Source organism: Flavobacterium branchiarum, from assembly GCF_030409845.1.
Classification (GTDB): domain Bacteria; phylum Bacteroidota; class Bacteroidia; order Flavobacteriales; family Flavobacteriaceae; genus Flavobacterium; species Flavobacterium branchiarum.
This window is the reverse complement of sequence record NZ_JAUFQQ010000005.1, coordinates 1,621,421-1,646,014: the sequence shown is the minus strand read 5'-3', so window position 1 is coordinate 1,646,014 and position 24,594 is coordinate 1,621,421. Positions and strand designations below refer to the sequence as shown.

Genomic DNA, 24,594 nt, shown 5'->3' with positions numbered 1-24,594 from the left:
TAAACTTCGGTTTCTCTATAAATATATTGCTATAAAACTTTATTTCTCACTCAATAACTTCTCCAAAAGAGCAACTTTCTCTTTTTCGGCTTCGACCAATCGTTCGTAAAGTTTTTCATTCTTATCAAAAGCTTCAAGAAGTTTATCTAACGGATTAAAAGTACATCCATAACTAATTGCAGAGCCATTGTTGTTTTCTATATCAAAAGTATTTTCAATAATATTAAAAACAGCTTCTTCCGAAAAGTTTTTTATAACTTCAGCGGGAATGCCTAACGCTTCGGCAATTGCTTTTAGCTTTTCGTCATCAACACTTTCGCTTCCTTCAATATTAGAAATAGATTGTTGGCTTATGCCAATTGCTTGTGCAAGTGCTTCTTGTTTTATTCCTTTAAGCTCTCTGATTCGGCTAATGTTTCTTCCGATATGTCTAGGTTTTGTTTCTGTGCTCATAATTCAAAGATATTTAAAATTCTTTTTACATTTTTGGTTTTGGTAGAAAACAAGCCTGTGTTTGTGAAATACATCTTGTAATTTATTTCCAAGGTCTAAAAATACAATTTTTCTGATAATCCGTGCCCGCAAGTACACAAATAACTCCACAAAACACTCCCCAATTCGTAAGCGCGGATTTGCAATCCGTGCCCACAATAACATTCCGTTTCAATAAAAAAACCAAAGCTTAATTTTAAACTTCGGTTTCTCTATAAATATGTCGTTATATAACTTTATTTCTCGCTCAATAATTTCTCTAAAAGAGCAACTTTCTCTTTTTCGGCTTCGACCAATCGTTCGTAAAGTTTTTTATTCTCCTCAAAAGATTCAAGAAGTTTATCTAATGGATTAAAAGTACAGTTGGAATTGATTGCCGAAGAATTATTATCGATATCAATAGTGTTTCCAATAATATTAAAAACAGCCTCTTCCGAAAAGTTTTTTATAACTTCAGCGGGAATGCCCAACGCTTCGGCAATTGCTTTTAGCTTTTCGTCATCAACACTTTCGCTTCCTTCAATATTAGAAATAGATTGTTGGCTTATGCCAATTGCTTGTGCAAGTGCTTCTTGTTTCATTCCTTTAAGCTCTCTGATTCGGCTAATGTTTCTTCCGATATGTCTAGGTTTTGTTTCTGTGCTCATAATTCAAAGATATTTAAAATTCTTTTTACATTTTTGGTTTTGGTAGAAAACAAGCCTGTGTTTGTAAAATACATCTTGTAATTTATTCCGAAGCCATAAAAATATAACTTTTCTGATAATTATTGATTTTGAAAAGAAAAATAGCAGTTTTTCTCTTCATCGAAATTGCAAGATTGCGTAATATTGTTTGTAGAAACAACCAAAAGTTATGATAATAAAAAAAGCAAACATAACAGATAACGAAATCCTAACAGAAATAACCAAAAAGTCAAAAGCATATTGGGGATATTCGGCAGAACAAATTTTAAGTTGGGATGAAAATTTAACTATTTCTCAGGAATATATAAGAGATCATAATGTTTTTAAATTGGTAAACGAAAATTCAATTATAGGTTATTATTCTTATGTATTCAGAGATGAAAAAAATGTAGAAATGGATAATTTATTTATTTTACCCGAGTATATCGGTAAAGGATTTGGAAAGCATTTGTTTCTTGATTTTTTAAACAGAATGAAAGAAGCTAAAATTGAAAAGATACAACTCGATGCTGAGCCAAACGCCGAGCGCTTTTATTCTAAAATGGGATTTGTAAAAATTGGAGAATTCGAAACTTCAATAAAAAACCGTTTCATGCCAATTATGGAAATGAATCTAAAAGAGAATACAAATAGATAGTATTAACGTATAATACATATCTACTAAAATATATTTAAAATAAGGCATTAGAAAATGAATGAGTTAGTTTTTAAATTAGTTACAATAAAAGAAGTTAAAGTAGCATATCCTTTTTTAATTGAGCGAGAAGGGTTCGATTATTTTGAAGAATGGGACGATCAGGATTTCTTTGTTGTTGCAAATGAAGATGTGAATTTTGATGGTAACTTTTATTTAGATCTTTATGAGGATAAGGAAAAAAAATGGTTAGCCAGTTTATTGAATCTATCCTTAAAAGGGATTGATACGTTACGAATTGAAGGAGTTTTAATAAATGGAAATCTCTCAACAACAGGAACAATAATAAATGCAGAGGGAGATTATGGTCCGTATGTTTTTATAACAGGAAATGTTGCTTGTCAGAGTATGTTATTAGGAGGCTCGTATGTTGAGATAAAAGGCAATGTAAAGGCTCAGGAAGTAGTAATGACATCTTATAATCATGGTAATTTTAAATGCGAAGGTACAATAGAAGTTCCAGTTTTTATAGTCGAGGATCATTATACAACATTTGCAGAGCGAAAGAATGAATTGTTTTATTATAATGATAAAACGGGCGATTCTGACCCAGAAAACAATTCTGTGTACGATGATGTAAGCGGAGAAGATATCATCTCGATTGAATTACGAAAGTTACTAGATAATCCATTAATAGAGACTTTTGAAGAATTTAAACGTGAATTAGAGCTTGGAGAATTAGTCTTAAAGCAAAACAATCCAGCTTCAAAAAATCGCGAATATTGGCATACAAGAGTGCTATCTAATTATAGAGATTTAAAAATAGTTCCACTAGAATTTAAAACTAAAGAATTGTGTGATATTGCTTTGGGAATTTCATTTCATGCATTAGAATATGTTAATCGAGATTTTATTACGAAGGAGCTTTGCGAAAAATTAGTAGCTAAAAACGGCTTTGCTATTCAGAAAATACCAAGAGAGTTTATAACAAAAGAGCTTTGTTTTAAAGCAGGCGAAAGTGGAACGTTGATTTCATTTATTCCAACAGAATTTTATTCAGAAGAACTGATAATATCTGTGTTTAAGAATGGTAAGAATGAACCTAATATTAATGATATTCCTTCGAAATTTGTTACCGAAAGTTTGCTCGAAGAATATCTGAAAATAGGAAAAGGATTGTGGCTTGATAAGGCTTGCAAAGAAAATGGAATTGATAAGTTGATGATATTAAAGCGAGTAATCGATTCGGGAATACAGTATCTTGAAGCTATTTTTGCCAATCATTGTAGTAAAGAAGTTGTCGATTATGCTTCGTCCATTTATAATAATGAAGAACACAAAGAAGAATGGAATGGTTATATTCTGAAATATAAAGTTAAATTTGAGCGTCTAGGTTTAATTTATTAATGAGCAATTCGAAAAATGGAAAGAGGATTTGTTTAGCCTTTTTAAATAATCTTGTTAGATTCACAGTGTAATTTTGTAATTGTTTTTAAGAGAAAAATGAAAGAATTAAACTTAAAGACAGACAAGTAGCTCTATAAAGAAACTCCCCAATCTTGTCTTTTCGACGGAAGGAGAAATCTCCATAAGAAATTCCATAATCTTTGTGGAGTTACTAAGAAAGATTCTTCGTTCCTCGGAAAGACAATATTGCGTGGATTTGAAATCCGTACCCGTAACAAATATTCCGTTTTAATAAAAAAACCGAAGTTTATAATTAAACCTCGGTTTTTGTATAATTTAATCAATCCATTTATAATAACGCGCACCAATTAAAACAGGATTTTCCTTTTCAATTCGGTCTAAAACCCATTCGTTTTTTGGAGTTCGAACGCTTTGTTTTTGTTCTTTTTTGTGAAGTCTTTCGTAAGTCTCAAAATCAATTTCTACACTTTCGCTAAGGTTTTCAAAAAGTTTAACTTGGCTTAAAGTCGATTGCCATTCGGGTTGAATTGTTCCTTCAAAAACTTTCGATTTTGATCCGCTTCCGTAGGCTAGAAATCCAAATTTTGTTCCAGAAATATCTTTTTTAGTATCATAAAAATGAGCTAAAGTCGATAGTAACCCCATGAAAATAGATCCTGTGTAAAGGTTTCCAATTAAAGAAGAAGCTAATTCTGCAGGTTGTAATTTCTCGGTGATAAAAGTTTTGTATGCATCAGATTTTCCAACTTCTTTAATCTTATTTTGATAATCGGCTGGTTCAATATTTTCTGCAATAATTTTTTCTGTACTATCCAAAGCATAGATTTCAGAAAGCATTCTTCTACCTTGAAAAGAATAGGGTAGGTGCATAATAATGCTGTTCCAAGTATTGTATAAAGTAGCTGTAGTATTCTTTAGTTTTTTGAATGAAAAGTAAGCAGCTCGCGTACGATCCATATAACATTGGTTAGAGTATTGACCATCAAAAACAGGTTGGTCTTTATGAATTTCTATCTCAGATTCTAAGTTATCAAACCACGGATTATTGTTTTCGTTTAGAGTGATTGCTTCTTTAGAAATACTTCTATAAGGTTTGAAAAAGTCAAAAACCCCTTTTGTGCTTGTAGCCCAATTTTCGTCAAAAGCAATAATTCTAGGGTTTGAAGTGACTAGCATAGCCAATGCTCCAGCGCCTTGTGTGTATTCTCCAGTTGAATTTAAATCGTATTTGGCAAAATCGGTCGTAACCACAATTGCTTTTTTTGTTGGATTTAGTTTAATGAAATCAACGCAATTTTGCAAAGCATCGACACCACCTATGCAAGCAAAGGTAAAATCGACTACGTCACATTCTGATAAAATATCCTCACCAAATTTTTGTTCCATTAGAGCAATTAAAAACGAACTAATAGGTTTAGAGCTATCAATTGCGCTTTCGGTTCCAACGTAAATTCGGCTTATTTCATTTAGGTTTATTTGATTCTCAGTAATTAGTTTAGTTAGAGCATTTGCACCAAAAACTACGGTATCTTGATAAGTATCTGGGAGAGTCATTTTTATTAAACCCAAGCCTTTTTCTAATTTTTCGGGTTCAATATTTCTAGCAGTTGCCAAAGTTTTTATGGGCAAATGTATGTTGGCTACATCAAAAGATATAGCGTCAATTCCTGTTTTCATTCTGGTTTTTTTGAGGCTATAAAGGTAAAATTAAGCGGTCAGATTTTGGATGTTTTAAATAGATAAAATTTAGCGTTTGGGCACTTTTGAGGAAAACAAAAAAAATAGGCATAAAAAATAACAATTTGGTAATTATACAAAAAGCAAGAATTATAGATGCTATAATTTTTGGGAATCTTATTTTGTTGTTTTTAAATTAATTGCAAAGAAGTCTGCGAAAACTCTTTAAAATGATTATAAATAACGACGAAATGGTTGTAGTTCATTAGTATTTAAGTTATTTTTGTATAATTTTTTAAAACAAACTACTTAAACTATTATGGCACAATCTGCACTATTGAATGCTTCCATCTTAAAGAAAGTTGCTATGGCTCTTTCGGGAATATTCTTAATCACGTTTTTAGCGCTGCATGTTTCCTTAAATTTTATTTCTATTATAAGTGTAGATGTCTTTAATGAGGCTTCTCACTTTATGGGATACAATCCGCTGATTCAATATGTAATGCAACCTGTTTTGGCAATCGGTGTAATTTTTCATTTCGTTATGGGATTTGTATTGACACTTCAGAACAGCGCAGCAAGACCAATTGGTTATGCAAAATACAATGGAGCTGCTAATGCTTCTTGGACATCTAGAAATATGATTATTTCTGGAGCAGTTATTTTAGCATTTTTAGTATTACATTTTTATGATTTTTGGTTTCCTGAAGTTACTTATAAGTATATAGCAGGTACAGCACCAGATGCTACAAGGTATTATGGAGAATTAGTTCATAAATTTGTTGATCCAATTCGTACAGGATTGTACTGTATTTCATTTGTGTTGTTAGGTTTTCACCTTTGGCATGGATTCAGTTCTTCTCTTCAGTCAATGGGGATGAACAACAAGTACTCAAGATCTTTAAGTAGATTCGGTTATGGATTTGCGGTAGTAGTTCCTGCCCTTTTCGTGATAATCGCATTATTTCATCATTTCAATAATTAATATAAATTATAATGGCATTAGATTCAAAAATTCCACACGGCCCAATTTCGGACAAATGGACAGATTATAAAGATCATATTAATTTAGTAAACCCAGCTAACAAACGTAACTTAGATGTTATCGTTGTTGGAACAGGTTTAGCTGGAGGTTCTGCTGCGGCAACTCTTGCTGAATTAGGGTATAACGTAAAAGCATTTTGTTTTCAGGATTCACCACGTCGTGCGCACTCAATTGCAGCACAAGGGGGAATTAATGCAGCAAAAAACTATCAAGGAGATGGAGATTCAGTTTTCCGTTTGTTTTATGATACAGTAAAAGGGGGTGACTACCGTGCGCGTGAAGCAAACGTACACCGTCTTGCCGAAGTTTCAACTAATATTATTGACCAATGTGTGGCTCAAGGAGTTCCATTGGCACGTGAATACGGTGGTTTATTAGATAACCGTTCTTTTGGAGGTACATTAGTTTCTAGAACTTTTTATGCAAAAGGACAAACCGGACAACAATTATTGTTAGGAGCATATTCTGCAATGAACCGTCAAATCGGTCGTGGAAAAATCAAAATGTATAACCGTCACGAAATGCTAGATTTAGTTATCGTAAACGGAAAAGCAAGAGGTATTATTGCTCGTAACTTGATTACAGGAGAAATCGAAAGACACTCAGCTCATGCTGTTGTTATTGGTTCAGGTGGATATGGAAACGTATTTTTCTTATCGACAAATGCGATGGGAAGTAACGCAACTGCTGCTTGGAAAATCCACAAAAAAGGAGCGTTTTTTGCAAATCCTTGTTACACACAAATTCACCCAACATGTATTCCAGTTTCAGGAGATCACCAGTCAAAATTGACTTTGATGTCTGAATCTTTACGTAATGATGGTCGTATTTGGGTACCAAAATCATTGGAAGATGCAAAAGCTATCCGTGAAGGAAAGAAAAAACCAACAGATTTATCTGAAGAAGAAAGAGATTATTACTTAGAAAGAAGATATCCTTCATTTGGAAATTTAGTTCCTCGTGACGTTGCATCTCGTGCTGCTAAAGAGCGTTGTGATGCAGGTTTTGGAGTAAATAAAACAGGTGAAGCAGTTTACCTTGACTTTGCTGCAGCGATACAACGTTACGGTAAAGAACAAGCTTATATTAAAGGTTTAGATGCTAATGATAAGAACCTAGTTATTAAATTAGGAACTGAAGTGGTTGAAAATAAATACGGGAACTTATTCCAAATGTATTTAAAAATCGTTGACGAAAATCCATATGTAACACCAATGATGATTTATCCTGCGGTTCACTACACAATGGGTGGAACTTGGGTTGATTATAATTTAATGACTACAATTCCTGGTTGTTTCTCTATTGGAGAGTCTAATTTCTCTGATCACGGAGCAAACAGATTGGGAGCTTCTGCATTAATGCAAGGTTTAGCTGATGGTTATTTTGTATTGCCATATACTATCGGAGATTATTTATCACCAGATATTAAAATGGGACCTATTTCTACAGATTTACCAGAATTCGTAGAAGCAGAGAAAAATGTAACAGACCAAATCGAAAAATTCCTTAACAATAACGGTACACATTCTGTTGACCATTTCCATAAGAAATTAGGGAAGATTATGTGGGATAAAGTTGGTATGGCTCGTAATGCTAAAGGATTAAATGAAGCTATTGTAGAAATTGCTGCTTTACGTGAAGAGTTTTACAGAGATGTAAAAGTACCAGGAAAAGCAAATGAGTTTAATCAAGAATTAGAAAAAGCGACTCGTGTTGCCGATTTCTTAGAATTAGGAGAGTTGTTTGCGAAAGATGCTTTACACAGAAATGAATCTTGTGGAGGTCACTTCCGTGAAGAATACCAATCTGAGGATGGAGAAGCACAAAGAGATGATGAAAACTTTGCATACGTTGCAGCTTGGGAGTACAAAGGAAAACCTAGCGACGCAGTATTACACAAAGAAGAATTAATTTTCGATAATATTAAATTGGTAACTCGTAGTTATAAATAGCAATTAGTTAAAAGGCAAAAGAACCGAGGTTAAATGACTAAATGTTAAATGACTTTCGACTTTCGACTTTATGACTTTCAAACTAAAAAGTATGAAACTTACATTAAAAATATGGCGTCAGAAAAACGCTGAAGATAAAGGTGGAATCGTAGATTACCCAATCGACGGTATTGAACCAGATATGTCTTTCCTTGAAATGTTAGATGTTCTTAACGAGCAATTAATAAATAAAGGAGACGAGCCAGTTGCATTTGACCACGATTGTCGCGAAGGAATTTGCGGTATGTGTTCATTATTTATTAACGGAGAGGCGCATGGACCAGATAGAGGTGTAACAACTTGTCAATTGCACATGCGTATGTTTAAAGATGGAGATACGATTTTTATCGAGCCATTTAGAGCAAAAGCTTTCCCAGTAATTAAAGATTTAGTTGTTGATAGAACTTCTTTTGATAGAATTCAACATGCAGGAGGATTTATCTCTGTAAATACTTCAGGTAATACAATTGATGCTAATACAATTCCGATTAACAAACATGATGCAGATACAGCTTTTGATGCTGCTACATGTATTGGTTGTGGAGCTTGTGTTGCAACTTGTAAAAACTCATCGGCTATGTTATTCGTTTCGGCTAAAGTGTCTCAGTATGCTTTATTGCCACAAGGACGTGTAGAAGCTACGGATCGTGTTTTAAACATGGTTCACCAAATGGATCTTGAAGGTTTTGGTAACTGTACCAATACTGGAGCTTGCGAAGTAGAATGTCCTAAAGGAATTTCTCTTGAAAATATTGCACGTATGAATCGTGAGTATTTAGCAGCAAGTCTAAAAGGATAATCTGAAATAAAATTCAATTTAGTTATAAAAAACGCATTCACTTTGGTGAATGCGTTTTTTGTTTTGATTCTTATTCGTAATATAATTGAGAAGCATTTATTTCTTGCTTTTCTTTCCCTTCTTGGCGGATAAAGCATTGTAAAGTTGAACTTCCTGCAGCATCAAAATAGCTGATGTTTATTTTATGAAAGCCTTTTTCAAGTTTTGCTGCTCCAAAAGCTTCATTGATCCAGTGTCTTCCGTCGTTATCAACAATGAGTTGGTTGTCGATAAATAATTTGGCACCATCATCTACAATTGTAGAAAATTCATATTGAGCAGTTTCAGGAATGTAGATGTAGCCTTCAAACTTTAAGCCCATGTAGAGATTTTCCTTAGACTTGTATTTCTTCATTTCGATTACACCTTGATGTATTCCAGATTTTGCAAATTTAATAGTGTCTAGTTCTAGTGTTTGTTGTACAAGTTTGTTTGTGTAGGAATATTTCAAGCCATTTTTTGTTGGCTTAATAGTCAATGCAGGTTGTGTTTCGGAGTTTTTAATGGAGATAGTAGTGATTGAACTTCTTCTGCCGCTAGGACTTATTTGTACCACTTTTACATTTCTGAATTCTCCTTTTGGAATATAAACTGTTACTGGTTTTGTGTAGTTACTGCTAGTTTCATCAGGATTATAGCCATCTATAGTATAGAAAATCTGTCCGTTTTTGACTGTTGGTTGCATTTCTAATATGTATTTTGATGCAATAACAGTAGTATCTTGAATTCCAAATGGTGTAGGAACTTTGTACAGCCTTTTTTGAGATTCTAATTTTTCTATATGATGCGGCAATCTCTTTAGCATTAAATTTGAATAATTTTTATTCTTAGTTTCTGTCCAAGCAATTTCTGCAAATGGGAATAATCTTGGGTAGAGCATATAATTTAGCTTAGCAGGACTTGTAACATATTCGGACCAAATATTAGCTTGAACTCCATAAATGTATTTTTGTTGCTCGATTGTTAAACTGTCTACTGGCGTTGGGTTGTAATTATATACTTCGTGAACGGTTGTTAAACGACCAACAGTTAGTGGTTCCTGTAGTGAATATCCTTGGTTGTGATCAAAATAAACATAATCCTCAGGTGTCATAATTACTTTGTGTTTTTCTCTTGCGGCTGCAATTCCTCCAGATTCTCCTCTCCATGACATAACTGTAGCGTTAGGAGCAAGGCCACCTTCTAGGATTTCGTCCCATCCAAAAATTTGTCTTCCGTTTGCATTAAGGAATTTCTCCATGCGTTTTATGAAGTAGCTCTGAAGTTCGTGCTCATTTTTTAGACCTAATTCTTTTATTCTCTTTTGGCAATTTGGACATTTTTCCCATCTTGATTTTGGACATTCATCTCCACCAATGTGAATGTATTCGCTTGGAAATAGTGCCATCACTTCTTTTAAAACATCTTCTAAAAAAACAAAAGTTTCTTCTTTACCCGCGCAAAAAACATCTTCAAAAACGCCCCATGACTCAATCACTTTTAAGTCTGGTGAAGGAAAACAAGCTAAATTTGGATAAGCAGCAACAGCGGCTGATGCATGTCCTGGCATTTCAATTTCTGGAATAACGTTTACAAAATGATCTTCGGCAAATTTCACCACCTCTTTAATTTCTTCTTGTGTGTAATATCCTCCGTATGGAATATTGTCAAAAAATCTTGGGAATCTTTCAAATTTATTTCCAACAAGTGTTTGTGCTCTTTTAGAGCCAATTTCTGTGAGCTTTGGGTATTTTTTTATTTCAATTCTCCATCCTTGGTCATCAGTTAAGTGCCAATGAAAATTATTTAGTTTGTAATAGGACATTTGGGCAATAAAATCTTTTATGACTTCTGTTGAAAAAAAGTGGCGACATACATCCAGGTGGAGGCCTCTATATTGATATCTAGGTTGGTCTATAATTTCAAGAGTTGGTAGTTTTATCTGAGAATCAAATACTTTATTTGGTAAAAGTTGAAGCAAGCTTTGTATTGCATAAAACAAACCTTGTTCTTGACCAGTAACAAAAATTCCTTTTGGGGTAATACTTATTTTATAAGCTTCTTTGTTTGTTTTTTCAGAGGCAGGTTCTGTTGTGAATTGAACCAATAGTGTAGCTTTCTTTTTTTGAGTGTTTTTGTTTATGACAGATTCAAAAAGTTGAGCCGTTTTAAGTTCCTTGGGTGTGTATTTGTTGTTTTTAAAAACAATTTTAATTTGACCATTTATGGTAATGCTATCACCAGTTTCTTTGTAGAAATTGGGTGCTGGGATGATGTTAGTGTTGTTTAATGATTCTTGGGAATTTCCTAAAGAGTAACATAGTATTAGGATGAATAAGAGGGTTTTTTTCATGTTTGGGTTTTGATTGGTTAAAAACAAATTTAAAGGTTATAATGGGATAAGTTCCTTTTATTTGCAAAAAAAATGCAAGAAAAAAAATGAATTTAGCATGTTGTATGTGATAATGTGTCGTTTGTGATAATATTGTGTTATTTATTTGTTTTGTTTTTATTTGAGTTAGCAATTTTATTGCATTAATTGTTTATTTTTGTTCCAATAAAAAGAATCTTATGAATGATAATGAATTGGTAAATTTTACCAAGGAAGAAAGAAAAGCTCATATTTTAAAAGAGATTAATTTGCACACTCGAGTGAGTTTCGATACACTTTCTAATCGATTGTTTGTTTCAGAGGATACTATACGAAGAGATATAAACGAACTGGAGTCTGAATCGTTATTGATAAAAGTGAAAGGTGGGGCTATGACTAAAGCATATCATCATTCGTCTGTATCACAAACTTATGCAGGTGAGTCTAAGCAGATTATTGCAAAAAAAGCTGTTGATTTACTTCATGATGGAATGGTTTTGTTACTTGGTGGAGGAACGACTATTAGGGAGTTTATTCGATTAATTCCTAATGATTTGAATCTTACGATCTTTACTGTTACGGTTTTGTCTGCTGTGGAGCTTTTAGATAAGCCAAACGTTAAAGCCATAATGATTGGAGGTAGCATTTCACATTATAGTCAAATGTGTGTTAGTGGTGATGTTTATAATCAGTTGCAAAGTATTAAAGTTGACTTATTAATTTTAGGAGTAAATGCACTAGATATTGAGGGGGGTCTTTCTGACTCTGATTGGGACACTGTTCAGGTTAAAAAAGCAATGATTCAATCTTCTCGTAAAACGGCCATACTTACTATATCTGAAAAACTGGATACTGTTTTAAAGATGAAAATTGCCAGCCTATCCGATGTAGATTTTGTAATTACTGAAGTAGATCCAGATCATGAAAAACTTAAATCGTATAAGCAGGCAGTTCCAAGCTTAACTTTCGTTTAATTCCAATTTTTCATTAAGAAGTTTATCCAGTTTTGGTGGAATATTTTTTTTAAATCTTCCTCTGTATAACCGTGGCTTCTAAAAATGAAAACTAATTTTTGTAAATCGGCTATGGTGTTTAAGTCATATGGTGTTTGTTCGGTACCAAATGCCCCATCCAGATCTGAACCTATACCAATGTGATTTGCATTTCCTGCTAGTTGACATATGTGATCCATATGTTTAAAAACGGTTTCAAGATTACACTGCATGTTTAGTGGAGTGGAAACGCCTCTTTGCCAGTTGGAAACTAACATCCACGCATCTAAGGCGCCTCCTATTATTGCTCCTCTACTAATAAGTGCTTTAATTTGTTCATCGCTATATTGTCTGTTGTGATCTACCAAGCTTCGGCAATTATTATGGCTTGCCCAGATAGGACCGTTATAATTTTCTAATGCTTGCCAAAAGGCATCATCACATAAATGTGTTGCATCAAGAATAATATTTAAGCGCTCCATTTCTTTAAGCAATTCAATTCCGTTTGCTCCCATCTTTCCAGTTGAATCTGTGCCGTTGGCATAGCGTCCTGGGCCATAATGAGCGGGTCCAATAGCTCTTAATCCATAATTATATGCCTTTTCAACGTAAGAAATGTCAATAATAGAATCGGCACCTTCTAGGCTTAATATATATCCAATAGGTTTTTTATCATTTGGGGTACCATCATTCCATAATTCTATTTGTTTTTGAAGGGATTTCTTGTCAGTAATAGAAAAGAGTTCTCCTTCTTCTTCCATTGTTTTGTACCATGCCACTTGTGCTTGAGTTTGTGCCCAAGCTTGTTGAGGAGAGTTCCATCCTGGAATTTCACTATCCGGTTTAACAAATCTTGCAATTTGAGTAGCTACAACAATACCAATGTTTCCTTTTCTTAAGTCAGGAAACGAAACGGTAGCTTTTTCTCTATCTGGTTTATCATTCATTCCTTTTTCTAAATGGCGTAATGTGGCTACATCATTTCTTAAATCTCTGTTCCATTCCATAGCATTCATGCTTAGGTCAAGATGTGCGTCAAATATGAACATAATGTTGTTGTTGTTTTAGATATTTATTTTTCTATTGCGAGCAAGAACGTCCCATTGGTCGTAAATGTCTTGCTGCCAATTAACTATTTGAACCGTTTCGTATAGCGCACAAGTTGGGCAAATGTGATAAGGGATAGCGTAAATAGTGTCTCCTATGTTGTATGGTTTGTCTCCTTTGTTTTCTAATACTAAATGTTCTTCGGAATGTGATATTGGAATTAATTTGTCATCATTTAAAATAGTTAGACGTTTGTCTAATGGATTTTCTGACGCGACAGATTTATATCCAATATCTATACATAAAGTGTTTTCTGTGGGTTTAGATATTACTGTTCCAATTAAAACAGCTGCAGTTTTGAATTTTTGTTCTGATAAATTAGTTTGATAATTTATATCCCAGAATACAAATGTACCTGGACTACATTCGATGTTTTTTTGACTACTATAAAAAGGGAATGTATTAGATCCACCTGCGACTATCTTTAGTTTTTGACTTAGCTTTTGCTCTACTGCGGAAAGTTTATCGATTATTTGGATAAATGTGTCCGATGCTTCTTTGGTTCTTTGTTCAACTGTGCCTTTTAAATGACCATCGTAAATGTGTAATCCAAGAAGTTCAATATTTGATAAATTAATTATTTCATAGATTAAGTCATCCCAATTGCTTTTATAATTTACGCCAGTTCTATCCATTCCGGCATTTATATCTAAGTAGATGTTTAATGTTATATTGTTTTTTTTGCCTAATTCTGATAATTCTTTTGCAGTCTCAAGGTTATCAACGATAGTAGAGAAAATAAGATTGGGGTATTTTAGCAACAAAGTAATCCAGCGTTGTTGCTTTAATCCTGTGGGTTGATAGGCTAGTAATATATCTAAAACATTGTGAATTGCGCATAATTCTGCTTCAGCAATAGTTGCACATTTAACCTTGTTTATTTGGTATGTTTTGTACAAATCGAGCACTTCACCTAATTTATGCGTTTTTATATGTGGCCTTAATTTATGAATATCGCCTTTCACGGATTTAATTAAATGCTCAATGTTGTATTGAACACGTTCGATATAAAGTGCTAAAAAAGGAGTGTCGATACGTGTTTTTTGATTTATTTCCCACCAATTATTTTCCATGTCTTTATTTTCTAGATTTCTCGACGGTAGCGATTAATTTTTTAAATATTTCATATGATTTGTTATAATCCAATTGAGATAAAATTTCTTTTGGAAATAAATCAGATCCAATTCCAACGCAAACAGCCCCTGCATCAAACCAAGATTTTAAATTGTTTTCGTCTAATGTTACGCCACCACTAGGCATTAATTTTAAATAAGGAAGTGGTGCTTTTATGGCTTTTACATAACTTGGGCCTCCTATTTTATCGGCAGGGAAAAGTTTTACAATTTCGGCGCCTAATTTATTAGCATAAATAATTTCGTTTAATGTCGCTGCAGCAGGAATCCAGTATAGCTTGTTTTTAATGCAGTAATTCCCGATTTCTGGATCGGTATGTGGGCACACAATGCAATTAGCACCTAGCTTATGATACGCTTCGGCATCATTTGCTGTTAAAATTGTTCCTATAGCTATCTCAATATCTAAATTATTTGTTTTTTTAAAATTTAAAATTTTAACAAACATTTCTTTTGCATCTGTTGAGCGTGCTGCAAATTCGATGATTTTAATCCCTGAATCTGAGGCGGATTTTAGTATAATTTCGGCAGCTTTAATTCCAATTTGTGTGGTAATCATAGGAAGTACTCCTTGCTTTTTTAAGATATCGTACATTTTATAATTCTTTTTTTATTATCTATTAATTCTGTTACTTGAGCCATTTTTAATAAAATGATTTATTTCTTCGGGAGTAGTTATAGCAAAATCTCCTGTTATACTCTGTTTAATGACTCCACAAGCCGTTGCCCAATCAATGCAATCTTGTCCAGGTAATTCATTTTTCAGGCTATAGAACAGTCCTGCTGCGAACGCGTCTCCTGATCCAAATTGATCAGTTACCAGATGTATTAGATGCGGCTTTGATTGGTAAATCTTTCCTTTATGTAATAATATTCCAGAATACAGATGAGTCTGACCTTCAGATTTTCTGAAACTCATGGCAAGTGTATTTAGATATGGCATTTTTTCTTTTAACTGCTCGTAAGTTTTTATAAACCGTTCTGAATCTGAATCGTTTTTGTCTGTTTTAATGCCGAAATATATTTCGGTTGAATCTAAATCTGCAATGGTTATGTTGCTGTAATAGAGTAATTCAGGCATAATCTCCGAAGGTTTTTTTCCGTATTGCCATAGTTTAGTACGATAGTTAAAGTCGGAAGAAATTATTATGCCTTTGCTATGAGCTGCTAATATTGCTTTTTTGCATGCTAAATGGGCTTGGTTAGAAACACCAGGGCTAATACCTGACCAATGAAAATGGGTGGTGTTTTCTAGTACTTCGTCCCAATTAATTTCATTATCACTAATTGTTGCAAAAGCGGAATTGCTTCGGTCATAAATCACTTGTGATTGTCTTATTTGGTTTCCGGATTCAATAAAATATAATCCAATTCTATCTCCTCCATAAACACAATCTGTAGTGTCTACTTTGTATTTATGAAGTTCGTTTAATGCAAGTTGCGATAAATCGTTCTTAGGTAAACGAGTGACGTAATTGGTGTTTATACCTAATTGTGACAGTAATACACAAACATTTGCTTCGGCACCGCCTATGTGGACTTGCATTTCTTTGGCTTGAGTAAATCGGTTGCCATGAGCTACACCCATCCGCAATAATAATTCACCAAATGCTGTGATTTTTGTTTTTGAAGATTTTGTTTTCATTTCAAATAGATTTAATATAATTCAAAAATTGCTTCAACTTCTACAGGGATGTTATCAGGTAATGAACCCATTCCGACAGCGCTTCTTACTCCAATTCCGTTTTCTTGTCCCCATACTTCCGAGAATAACTCGCTACAGCCATTGATTACATAAGGATGTCTTAAGAAATCAGAGCTACAATTAACCATTCCGAGTACTTTTACAACTCTTTTTACTGCATTTAGACTGCCAAAATTTGTGACAATGGTAGATAACATTGTTAAACCTACTTGTCTCGCAGCAAGCTTTCCTTCTTCAATGTCCATGTCATCTCCAATACGGCCTATAATTAACGATTTGTCATCTCTTACGGGACCATGTCCAGAAAGGTATAAGTATTTGCCATCTATTAAAAAAGGTTTGTATATCCCGAGCGGCATCGGAGCCGGGGGTAGGGTTAGATTGAGCGTTTCAAATTTTTCTTGAGGTAATAAATTCATTGTAGTTAGTTTATAAAAGTGTTTAATATAAAAATAAAAATAATTCCAAGGATAGAAACGAATGATTCCATTACTGTCCATGATCTAATAGTGTCTTTCATGCTGGTTCCAAAGTATTCTTTGAACATCCAGAATGCGGGATCGTTTACGTGAGAGCACATGAGGCTTCCTGCGCCTATTGAAAGTACTAATAAGTTTGAGTCAAGACCTTCTAGTTGTAATAAGGGCAATAACACGCCCGCCGTCATAAGGCCTGCCGCTGTGGCGGAGCCAACACAAATTCGTATCAATGCAGCGATTAGCCAAGCAAGTAAATAAGGGTGGATGTCTATTTTTATTAAAGAGTCAACAATGGTTTGGCTTACGCCACTTACCATCATAATTTCTTTTAAACTTCCTGCTCCACCAATTATAAGTATTATTAGGGCAACGTCTTTGATAGCGACTGCATATTCATCCATGATTGTTCTCATGTTTTTACCTGTGCGGATGCCTAAAGTGTAGGTGCAAATTAGTAATGAAATTAGCATAATAATACTTGGTTCACCTATGGTTTGACATAGTAAACTAACTTGTTCGTTTTTCCATATTAATGGTAATATTGAAGTAATTGTTAATCCAAAAACCGGAAATAGCGAAGATGTTATGCTGGTAAAAAAACTAGGTTTCGTGTCTAAATTTATAGGTTCTTCGGTTGGTACTATGGCGTCCTTATCGTTTGACTTTATATTTTTAAGTGTGTTTGAAAATAGTAAGCCTGCAATGAGAATAGTTGGAATAGAAACAATGATTCCGTAAGTTAAAACAAGGCCTATGTCTGCATTTAATATATTGCTCAGCGCCATTGGTGAAGGGTGAGGTGGTAAGAAGCCATGTGCTACCGAAAGTGATGCAAGCATTGGAATAGCTATGTAAACTTTAGGTAGTTTGAATTGATTGGCTACAGAAAATATTAAAGGAACCAGAAGAATAAAACCAACACTGTAGAATAAAGGAATTCCAACGATGAATCCCGTAATCATTAAGCCAAGACGAACGTATTTTTCGCCTGTCCATTGCATGACAGTTTTTGCAATTACAGATGCGGCGCCAGAAGAAACGGTGAGTTTACCAATGCAGGTACCAAAAATAATGATTAAGGAAATTGATCCGAGCATGTCGCCCAATCCTTTTTGAACTGTTCCTGTTAGTGTTGTTAGTGGCAGGCCTAACGCGAGGCCTGCTAGTAAAGATGTTATGATAAAGGCTATAAATGGATTTATTTTAAACCATGTTATTTGCAGTACTAAGAAAATAATGCAGGCCGAAAGAATTAATATGCTCATTTAGTTTATTTGTTTTACTATTTATCCCACCATGTTTTTGTTAAAAAAGAATCATTACCTTGGCGTTTTATGGCTTCGGCTAAGTTAGCTGAATTGACAGAATATTCGCTAGTTGGGTATTTGATGCGTCTCGGAATTGTGCCATTTGTAACATTTCCTGGAAAGTTAATAGGAGTTAGTACTGGGTAGCCAGTCCTTCTCCAATTTGAATATACTTCTTGTTCATCAACAAATAATGCAATCCAAAATTGGGTGTGTATTTGGTTCATTTTTTGATCAAATGTCCCACCTGATGTATATGGGTTTTCGGTTAAATAAGGTGTTGTATCTGTTATTGAATATGAAACTCCGTAAATTCCAGCGTTTAGAAAAGAAGCTTTTACTGCTTTTTCGTATAAGCTTTTATCGCTTTCTCCAGTATACCATCCTCTTAAAGCTGCTTCGGCTAGATATAAATTTGTTTCTGTGTTACTAAGCACAATTAGAGGGGAGTCAACCCGCAGAACCGTATTTTGATTTGGTTCGGAGTAGGTGGCTTGTTCAATTGGTGATGGCGCCGTTTTAAGCCCATTTGGAAAGCCTTTCTGTACTTCTGGATTTGTATTTTGGACTCTACCTTGCCAAACTCCTGCATATATGCTGATTCTAGGATCGTTGGTTGACTTTAATACGTCGATAAAGGTTTTGCTAAGTTTTCCGCCTTCGTTATTTGTTTGTCCATAAGATCCTCTTGAATAATCAAGTCGTATTGGATCAAAGGCTGAAGGGTTACGATTAAAATCATTTGGACCATCAGTATATTTCATGATAGCATTGTCGGCTGTGTTAAGAATTACTCCACCAGTAATGGCTTTGTTAACCCAGTTTTTTGAAAGAGCAGGATCGACTTTGGTTAATCTCATTCCTAAGCGAAGCATTAATGAATAAGAGAATTTTTTCCATTTTTCGATATCTCCATTGTAAATTAAGTCGGCTTTATCAAAACTAGGTTTGGAGGCATCCAATGCTAATGCTGCTTCGTCTAGTTCTTTCAGAAGGTCTTTGTATATAAATTCCTGACTGTCATATTTAGGTAGAAATAGATTTTCTGTGCTTCCTTTTGAAGCTTCTGAGTAGGGAACATCTCCGTATAAATCTGTAAGACGATGGTATAAATAGGCTCTCCAGATTCTAGCAATATTTAGTTTGTTGCTATCATTTGGATTGTCTTTTAAAGTGTTTATTACAATCGTTATCTGATTTATTGAATTTGGATACGCTTGGGAGAAGTATGTAGAATAGTAAACTTCATTGTCAAGGTATTTATCCCCAACGCCTGATGCCTCTTTGTAGCTTGAATAATGTTGCATCATTTGACCACACTGAAGAATTGCCGTGAAAAGATAATTGTTATTTAAACCTTCCAGTTGAGATCTACTAAAGATAAAGTTCGGGTTGGGTTTGTTTACGGAGTTTGGATCTGAATTAATTTTTTCAAAATCATTCGTGCAGGCGGATATGATAAGTAAAAGGATGCCTGATATATATATGGATAGTGTTTTTTTCATGTCTTTTAATTTGTTTAAAATCATCATTAAAAATCAGCTTATATTTTAACATTTATACTTAAACCAAAACTTCTTGTTTTTGGCACTCCAAATTGTTCTATACCTTGAGCATTACCAGCGCTAAATACTGATTCAGGGTCTACATTTGGAGTTTTTTTATAAAGAATGAATAGGTTTCTTGCAACAAATGAAATCGATGCTCCTTGTATTTTTGAAAGTCCTTTTATTTGGTTTAGTGGTAATTGGTATCCAATGATAATTTGTCTTAGTTTTATAAAACTTGCATCATATATAAAGGTTGATGATATATTTCTTAGTCCATCATAATAAGTTCTTAGGTTTTCTGGTGTAATAACCATGTCTACTGGAGCGCCATTTGTGTCAACCCCTTTTATAGGTAGTCCGTTTTCACGACCGTCTAAAGTAAGCTTAGTTAATCCCATTCGGGTTCCATATAAGTCAGTTCCAGAATATAGACTTCCACCAAATTTACCGTCTATAAGAAAGCTAAATGTTAGTGCTTTGTATTTGAACTCATTGCTTATTCCTGCTCCCCAAGGGTGTACGCCCTGGCCTAATTCTTCTAGCGGGCCTCTTGCAATAGTAGCTGAGCTACCACTTACATTGTAAACTGTATTTCCATTTGCATCTTTAAGTGGTTTGTATCCTTTTATTATGCTGTAAGGTCTGTTAACATCGTTTGTAATAGTAGAGTAGCCATTTACAGATGTTGCCATTGTTATAGAGCTCAATTGGTCAGTTAGGGCTACAACGGTGTTTTTGTTGTAGGATCCGTTTATAGTCATATCCCATGAGAAATTTCCTGATCTTATGATTTTTCCGTTAATTAAAAGTTCAACCCCTCTGTTTCTCATTTCGCCTAGATTCAATAGCGAAGTTGATGCGCCAGATGCATTGGAGATGGTTGTTTCTACAATGTCATTTGTAGTAGCACGATTATACCAAGCAAAATCAAAATTCAGGCGGTTGTTTAAAAAACCTAAATCGGTTCCTATCTCAAATGTAGTTGAGGTTAAAGGGCTTAGTGTGGCATTGGGTATTCTTGAGTTAGTTGGGCCTTGTAGCTGTTGTCCATTATGTCCGCCCTGAAGCATAGAGTAGGATGTGGTTAAAGCATATGGATCTGGAGTTGCTCCTCCTACTTGTGCCCAAGAGCTTCTTAATTTGGCAAATGAGACCCAGTCAGGTAGTGTTAGTACGTCTGAAAGCATTATACTTGTCCCGATAGAAGGATAAAAAACACTATTGTTTTCTTTTGATAGTGTAGAGAACCAATCTTGACGACCTGTAAAGTTTAAGAAAAGTACATTTTTGTAATCTAAATCTATAGCGCCGTATACAGAGTTAGTTCTTGTTTTTCCGTATGGATAGGTATAGTTTATTGTTGTCAAATTTGTTAGCGAGTAAAAATCGTCTAAAACAAAACCCGAACCTTCTGCTCTCACTTCGTCTCTTAATGTGGTTCGAGAGTTTACTCCTAGTAATGCTGTTAAAGAGATGTCTTTATAGATTTTTTTCTTTGTGTAATTAAGTATTGCTTCAGAGTTTATATTGGATAGTATTACTTTTGAACTTTGTGCATATCCAATCGGATTGTTTAGAGTGGTTTTTGGGATGTATCCAAAAAAATTATAATTAGTATAATCTTGTCCTACTCGTCCTTGTAAAAATAAATCGGGTGTAAAATTTAATTTCATATTCAACATTCCGATGAAACGGTTTTTGGAGTCGTTGTTTTTGATTTTATTAATTACATATTGGGGATTAGTTGCGATAGGAACAGGATTCCAAGCTACTTCTTTTCCATTTTCATCGTATCCTGGAGCCAAATTTCTAATATCTACCGTGTTGGCAATCATGTAGGTTCCCCAGTTAGGATTTGCCTCAGCATCAGATACTGATGGTCTGTTGTTTGATTTTTCAATATTGTATTGTGTTACAATATCAAATTTTAACCAATCAGTTAAGTTTACATTACTGGCTAAATTGATTGTCTTGCGATTAAAGTCGGAGTTAGGTACAATACTTTCATTGTTCATGTCTGAAAAGGAAAGACGTCCGCTGGCATTTTCAGCACCTCCAGTTAATGCAATTGAATTTATAAAGGTAGTTCCTGGTCTGTAGAAGTTTTTTATGTTGTTTTTTTGTGGACTGTATGGTCTCTTTACTCCGTCAAATTGGATTACATCTGTTCCATCCATTTTGGCACCCCATGACCAACGCCCAGCATCTACGGCTTGAGCTTGAGTTAGTGGTTTTTTTCCGTTAGCACCAGATCCATATTCGTATTGCCAATCTGGTGTTACAGCTATCGTCTCCAGTGTAAACGAAGTGCTGTAGTCTATTCCGATTCCTTTTTGAGGGCCACCTCTTTTGGTTTGTATTAAAATAACTCCATTTGCTGCATTTGCTCCATATAAAGCAGCTGCCGTTCCGCCTTTAAGAACGGTAATCGATTTAATATCATCTGGATTTATGAGGGATGTACCGTCTCCTCTATCTACGTTTATTCTTGGTGAGCTTGCACCGTCGCGATTGCCGGTTCCTGGTAAATTGAGTTGTGTGTTGTCTATAGGTAAATCATTTACAACATACATGGGTTGGTTGTTTCCGTTTAATGAGCCGTTTCCTCTTATTATGACTCTGCTAGATCCATTTGGTCCAGTTGCAGTACTGCTTACATTTACACCTGCAATTTTTCCAACTAATGCGTTGGCAATGTTTGCTTCTTTGGCTTTGTTGAATTCGGATCCTTTTAACTCAGTTACAGCATATGTTATAGATTTGCTTACTTTTTTTACTCCTAATGCCGTCACGACAACTTGGTCTAAAACGTTTTCAGCTGGTTTTAGGCTTATGGATAATGGAGTAGTGCCATTTATTTTTGATTCAGCTGTTTCGTATCCCATATAACTAATAACAATATGGTTTTCGTTTTCTGGAATACTTAGTTTAAAATTTCCGTTTTCATCTGTAATTGTTGCTACTTTGGTATTGTTTTTTGCATATACGGTTGCCCCTGCAATAGGGAAGCCGTCATCAAGGCCAATAACTTTGCCGGTGATCTCAATTTGATTAATACTTTGTTCGATGGTTTGCTTTTTAATTGCAAAACCATACGCATTTACTGAAAATAATATTTCTCCAATAATTGCTAAGTAAAATAACTTTTTCCTCATAATTAACTGATTTACATTGGTTTTATGTTTTTGTTAGTTTTTGATTAGCAATCAAATATAAATAATTAATTTTTACAAGTCGCAATATTTTTGCATAATTAATGCAAAAATATTGCAGTATTTTTTTATTTACTGTTTTTTTATTCCCAAAAGACTGATGTTTATTGAGCTGAGTGGCTTTGAGAAAAAAAATGGGATTGAGCTAAAGTCAAAATCATTATAAGTTAAAATTTGGAATACTACTTGGAGTTGAATATCGGTTTTAGTTTTGTGTATTGAAGAAAGTAGATGGTTTTTGTTAAAATGTTTTTTAGTGTGGTTTAGTGAAGGTGATTTTGTATGATTCTGAAGAGTTTTTTAGTTGGTTATTGGTAAAATGAGTAAGATGTTTTTTGTTGGTTAAGGCGGTGTTTTAAAATTATAGTGCCATCCACAATTCAAAATGAATCGTGAACGGCACTGTTTCCTTGTGGTATAAGGGGGGAGTGTTATTTTTTTGAATGACTTTGTTTTTAGTCAATATCCCACCAAACCCTAGCTAGCCAGCTGTTGTCGTCGTATTTCGCACTTGCAGCTTGATAATTGTCTTTATTGCTAGTAGATTCTTCTACCGGATAAGGCATTCTTTTAGGTATAACTCCTCCAGTTTCAGAGTTAGCATTTGTTATTGGGATTAACGTTGGGAAATTGGTTCTTCTGTAATTGCTATAAGCTTCCATTCCGTTTAAAAACAGTGTAAGCCATTGTTGTGTTGCAATTTCTTCTAGTTCTTTTCCAGGAGTAAGACTCTTTGTTGCTACAAAAGCTGTAACCGCATTGTTGTCGATAATGCTTTCGTCTTTAAAGATAGACCATTGTTTAATTCCGGCTTCGATTCCTTTCTTGTACAAATCAGTGGCGTTTCCAGAGTATAGACCTTTAAAAGAAGCTTCTGCTAAAAGTAGCATTGTTTCAGAATAGGTAAGATGTAAATAAGGAGCGTTATTTGCGTATAAATAAGGTTGAAGACTAGATAAAATACCACTTCCTCCTGGGTGATCCCATCTGTAGTTGTTTGGATTTATGCCTTCATATACACCTTTTGAATTGGGTAGAAACCATATTTTTTTTCTAGGATCGTTACCTAATGTATTTAGTAAGATTGTTGTTGGGTGGTCTAGAACATCTCCGTTTCCTTTTAATGCATGAGACATTCCGTTACCATTTGTTAATGCGCCAGCTGTTTCTGATGGAGAAGAATCGTGTTTCATAAAGCAATTGTCTGCGTTGCTAGTAAAAATACCATTAGAAACTGCTTTTTGGATTTGTTCTTTTGCTAGCGCGCTATTTACTTTTGATATTCTCATTGCACAACGCAATCTAAGTGAGTTGATAAATTTTTGCCATTTAACAGCATCACCTGCGTAAAAAAGATCTCCTTTTACTACATCAGTTCCTGATTGCATTTGCGAATATGCTTCGTCTAGAAGTTTAAAGAAATCAGTATAGATATCTTCTTGGTTATCGTATTTAGGGTAATATATACCGCTATAATACCCTAATCCTGCTTGAGTGTACGGAACATCTCCGTATGTATCTGTCAAACGTTGAAAAACCATTACTTTTAAAGTTTTTGCAACAGCATTTATTCTAGTGTATTCCGGTTTTCCATTTGTTCTTTCCAGTACATCAACTAGGTTACGTACAATTCCGCCCCCGTAATTAGAATTCCAAAGAGCACCTTGATACTCGCTACTAGAGATGTAGAACGAACCGTAATTGGAAACAGACCAAGAGCCACCAAGGTGCTGTATGAATCCTTCTCCATAGATAAGATTAGTTCTCCATTGTTCAAACCAACCGCCCGATAGTGCAGCTTCTACTCCAGTAAGTTGAGTAGAAGGATCTATGGTTACAAAAGCTTCAGGATTGGTGTTTGTATCTCTAAAAAGTTCGTCATTAGCACAATTAGTTGAGGTAAGTAGTAAAATTGCACCTAACATGTATAATGGCAATCGTGTTATATATTTTTTCATTTTTATGAAA

Annotated in this window: 19 protein-coding genes; 6 read left to right on the top strand and 13 right to left on the bottom strand. The window is 34.4% G+C overall.

Annotated features, from left to right (window positions below; translation table 11 throughout):
* Window positions 1-39: 39 nt before the first annotated feature.
* Together QWY99_RS19105 and QWY99_RS19100 are read right to left on the bottom strand one after the other, a co-directional pair.
* Window positions 40-453, bottom strand: coding sequence for a helix-turn-helix domain-containing protein (locus QWY99_RS19105; RefSeq protein WP_290267306.1), 414 nt, complete (start codon window positions 451-453; stop codon window positions 40-42).
* A 275-nt stretch (window positions 454-728) separates the two neighbouring features.
* Window positions 729-1,139: a helix-turn-helix domain-containing protein gene (locus QWY99_RS19100; RefSeq protein ID WP_290267305.1), complete on the bottom strand. Its 411-nt coding sequence runs from the start codon at window positions 1,137-1,139 to the stop codon at window positions 729-731.
* A 208-nt stretch (window positions 1,140-1,347) separates the two neighbouring features.
* Here QWY99_RS19100 and QWY99_RS19095 point away from each other — a divergent pair, with 208 nt between their 5' ends.
* Window positions 1,348-1,815: a GNAT family N-acetyltransferase gene (locus QWY99_RS19095; protein WP_290267304.1), complete on the top strand. Its 468-nt coding sequence runs from the start codon at window positions 1,348-1,350 to the stop codon at window positions 1,813-1,815.
* 54 nt (window positions 1,816-1,869) lie between these two features.
* Window positions 1,870-3,219, top strand: a complete 1,350-nt coding sequence (locus QWY99_RS19090; protein ID WP_290267303.1) for a polymer-forming cytoskeletal protein — start codon at window positions 1,870-1,872, stop codon at window positions 3,217-3,219.
* Window positions 3,220-3,555: 336 nt separating this feature from the next.
* On the opposite strand, the gene QWY99_RS19085 is transcribed toward QWY99_RS19090, so the two are convergent.
* Window positions 3,556-4,917 (bottom strand): hydroxymethylglutaryl-CoA synthase family protein, encoded by a 1,362-nt coding sequence (locus tag QWY99_RS19085; RefSeq protein WP_290267302.1) that lies wholly within the window; start codon window positions 4,915-4,917, stop codon window positions 3,556-3,558.
* A gap of 319 nt (window positions 4,918-5,236) precedes the next feature.
* On the opposite strand from QWY99_RS19085, the gene QWY99_RS19080 reads away from it, so the two are divergent.
* From QWY99_RS19080 to QWY99_RS19070, 3 genes are all read left to right on the top strand, one after another.
* The gene (locus QWY99_RS19080; protein ID WP_290267301.1) at window positions 5,237-5,902 is read left to right on the top strand and encodes a succinate dehydrogenase cytochrome b subunit; all 666 of its coding nucleotides are present in this window, start codon (window positions 5,237-5,239) and stop codon (window positions 5,900-5,902) included.
* Window positions 5,903-5,913: 11 nt separating this feature from the next.
* Complete coding sequence (locus tag QWY99_RS19075; protein ID WP_290267300.1) at window positions 5,914-7,914, top strand: fumarate reductase/succinate dehydrogenase flavoprotein subunit; 2,001 nt, start codon at window positions 5,914-5,916, stop codon at window positions 7,912-7,914.
* A gap of 91 nt (window positions 7,915-8,005) precedes the next feature.
* The gene (locus QWY99_RS19070) at window positions 8,006-8,752 is read left to right on the top strand and encodes a succinate dehydrogenase/fumarate reductase iron-sulfur subunit (RefSeq protein WP_290267299.1); all 747 of its coding nucleotides are present in this window, start codon (window positions 8,006-8,008) and stop codon (window positions 8,750-8,752) included.
* Between the two features lie 70 nt (window positions 8,753-8,822).
* Here QWY99_RS19070 and QWY99_RS19065 read toward each other — a convergent pair whose 3' ends face one another.
* Window positions 8,823-11,123, bottom strand: a complete 2,301-nt coding sequence (locus QWY99_RS19065) for a family 20 glycosylhydrolase (RefSeq protein WP_290267298.1) — start codon at window positions 11,121-11,123, stop codon at window positions 8,823-8,825.
* Between the two features lie 218 nt (window positions 11,124-11,341).
* On the opposite strand from QWY99_RS19065, the gene QWY99_RS19060 reads away from it, so the two are divergent.
* Window positions 11,342-12,115, top strand: coding sequence for a DeoR/GlpR family DNA-binding transcription regulator (locus tag QWY99_RS19060; protein WP_290267297.1), 774 nt, complete (start codon window positions 11,342-11,344; stop codon window positions 12,113-12,115).
* Here the strand turns inward: QWY99_RS19060 and QWY99_RS19055 are convergent.
* The 9 genes from QWY99_RS19055 to QWY99_RS19015 all read right to left on the bottom strand — a co-directional run bounded on the left by QWY99_RS19055 (window position 12,112) and on the right by QWY99_RS19015 (window position 24,584).
* On the bottom strand, window positions 12,112-13,182 hold the full coding sequence (locus QWY99_RS19055; protein WP_290267296.1) for a dipeptidase: 1,071 nt from the start codon (window positions 13,180-13,182) through the stop codon (window positions 12,112-12,114). The two genes, QWY99_RS19060 and QWY99_RS19055, sit on opposite strands and share 4 nt — an antisense overlap.
* Before the next feature lie 15 nt (window positions 13,183-13,197).
* Window positions 13,198-14,313, bottom strand: a complete 1,116-nt coding sequence (locus tag QWY99_RS19050) for a D-TA family PLP-dependent enzyme (protein ID WP_290267295.1) — start codon at window positions 14,311-14,313, stop codon at window positions 13,198-13,200.
* A 4-nt stretch (window positions 14,314-14,317) separates the two neighbouring features.
* Complete coding sequence (locus tag QWY99_RS19045; RefSeq protein WP_290267294.1) at window positions 14,318-14,968, bottom strand: bifunctional 4-hydroxy-2-oxoglutarate aldolase/2-dehydro-3-deoxy-phosphogluconate aldolase; 651 nt, start codon at window positions 14,966-14,968, stop codon at window positions 14,318-14,320.
* 18 nt (window positions 14,969-14,986) lie between these two features.
* Window positions 14,987-16,018, bottom strand: coding sequence for a sugar kinase (locus tag QWY99_RS19040; RefSeq protein WP_290267293.1), 1,032 nt, complete (start codon window positions 16,016-16,018; stop codon window positions 14,987-14,989).
* A gap of 11 nt (window positions 16,019-16,029) precedes the next feature.
* Complete coding sequence (locus QWY99_RS19035) at window positions 16,030-16,497, bottom strand: RidA family protein (RefSeq protein WP_290267292.1); 468 nt, start codon at window positions 16,495-16,497, stop codon at window positions 16,030-16,032.
* A gap of 5 nt (window positions 16,498-16,502) precedes the next feature.
* A complete protein-coding gene (locus QWY99_RS19030; protein ID WP_290267291.1) occupies window positions 16,503-17,822 on the bottom strand; it encodes a GntP family permease in 1,320 nt (439 codons plus the stop codon).
* A 17-nt stretch (window positions 17,823-17,839) separates the two neighbouring features.
* Window positions 17,840-19,369, bottom strand: coding sequence for a SusD/RagB family nutrient-binding outer membrane lipoprotein (locus QWY99_RS19025; protein WP_290267290.1), 1,530 nt, complete (start codon window positions 19,367-19,369; stop codon window positions 17,840-17,842).
* A 38-nt stretch (window positions 19,370-19,407) separates the two neighbouring features.
* Entirely contained in the window at window positions 19,408-22,569 is a 3,162-nt protein-coding gene (locus QWY99_RS19020) for a SusC/RagA family TonB-linked outer membrane protein (RefSeq protein WP_290267289.1), read from the bottom strand.
* A gap of 512 nt (window positions 22,570-23,081) precedes the next feature.
* The gene (locus tag QWY99_RS19015; protein WP_290267288.1) at window positions 23,082-24,584 is read right to left on the bottom strand and encodes a SusD/RagB family nutrient-binding outer membrane lipoprotein; all 1,503 of its coding nucleotides are present in this window, start codon (window positions 24,582-24,584) and stop codon (window positions 23,082-23,084) included.
* Window positions 24,585-24,594: the final 10 nt, after the last annotated feature.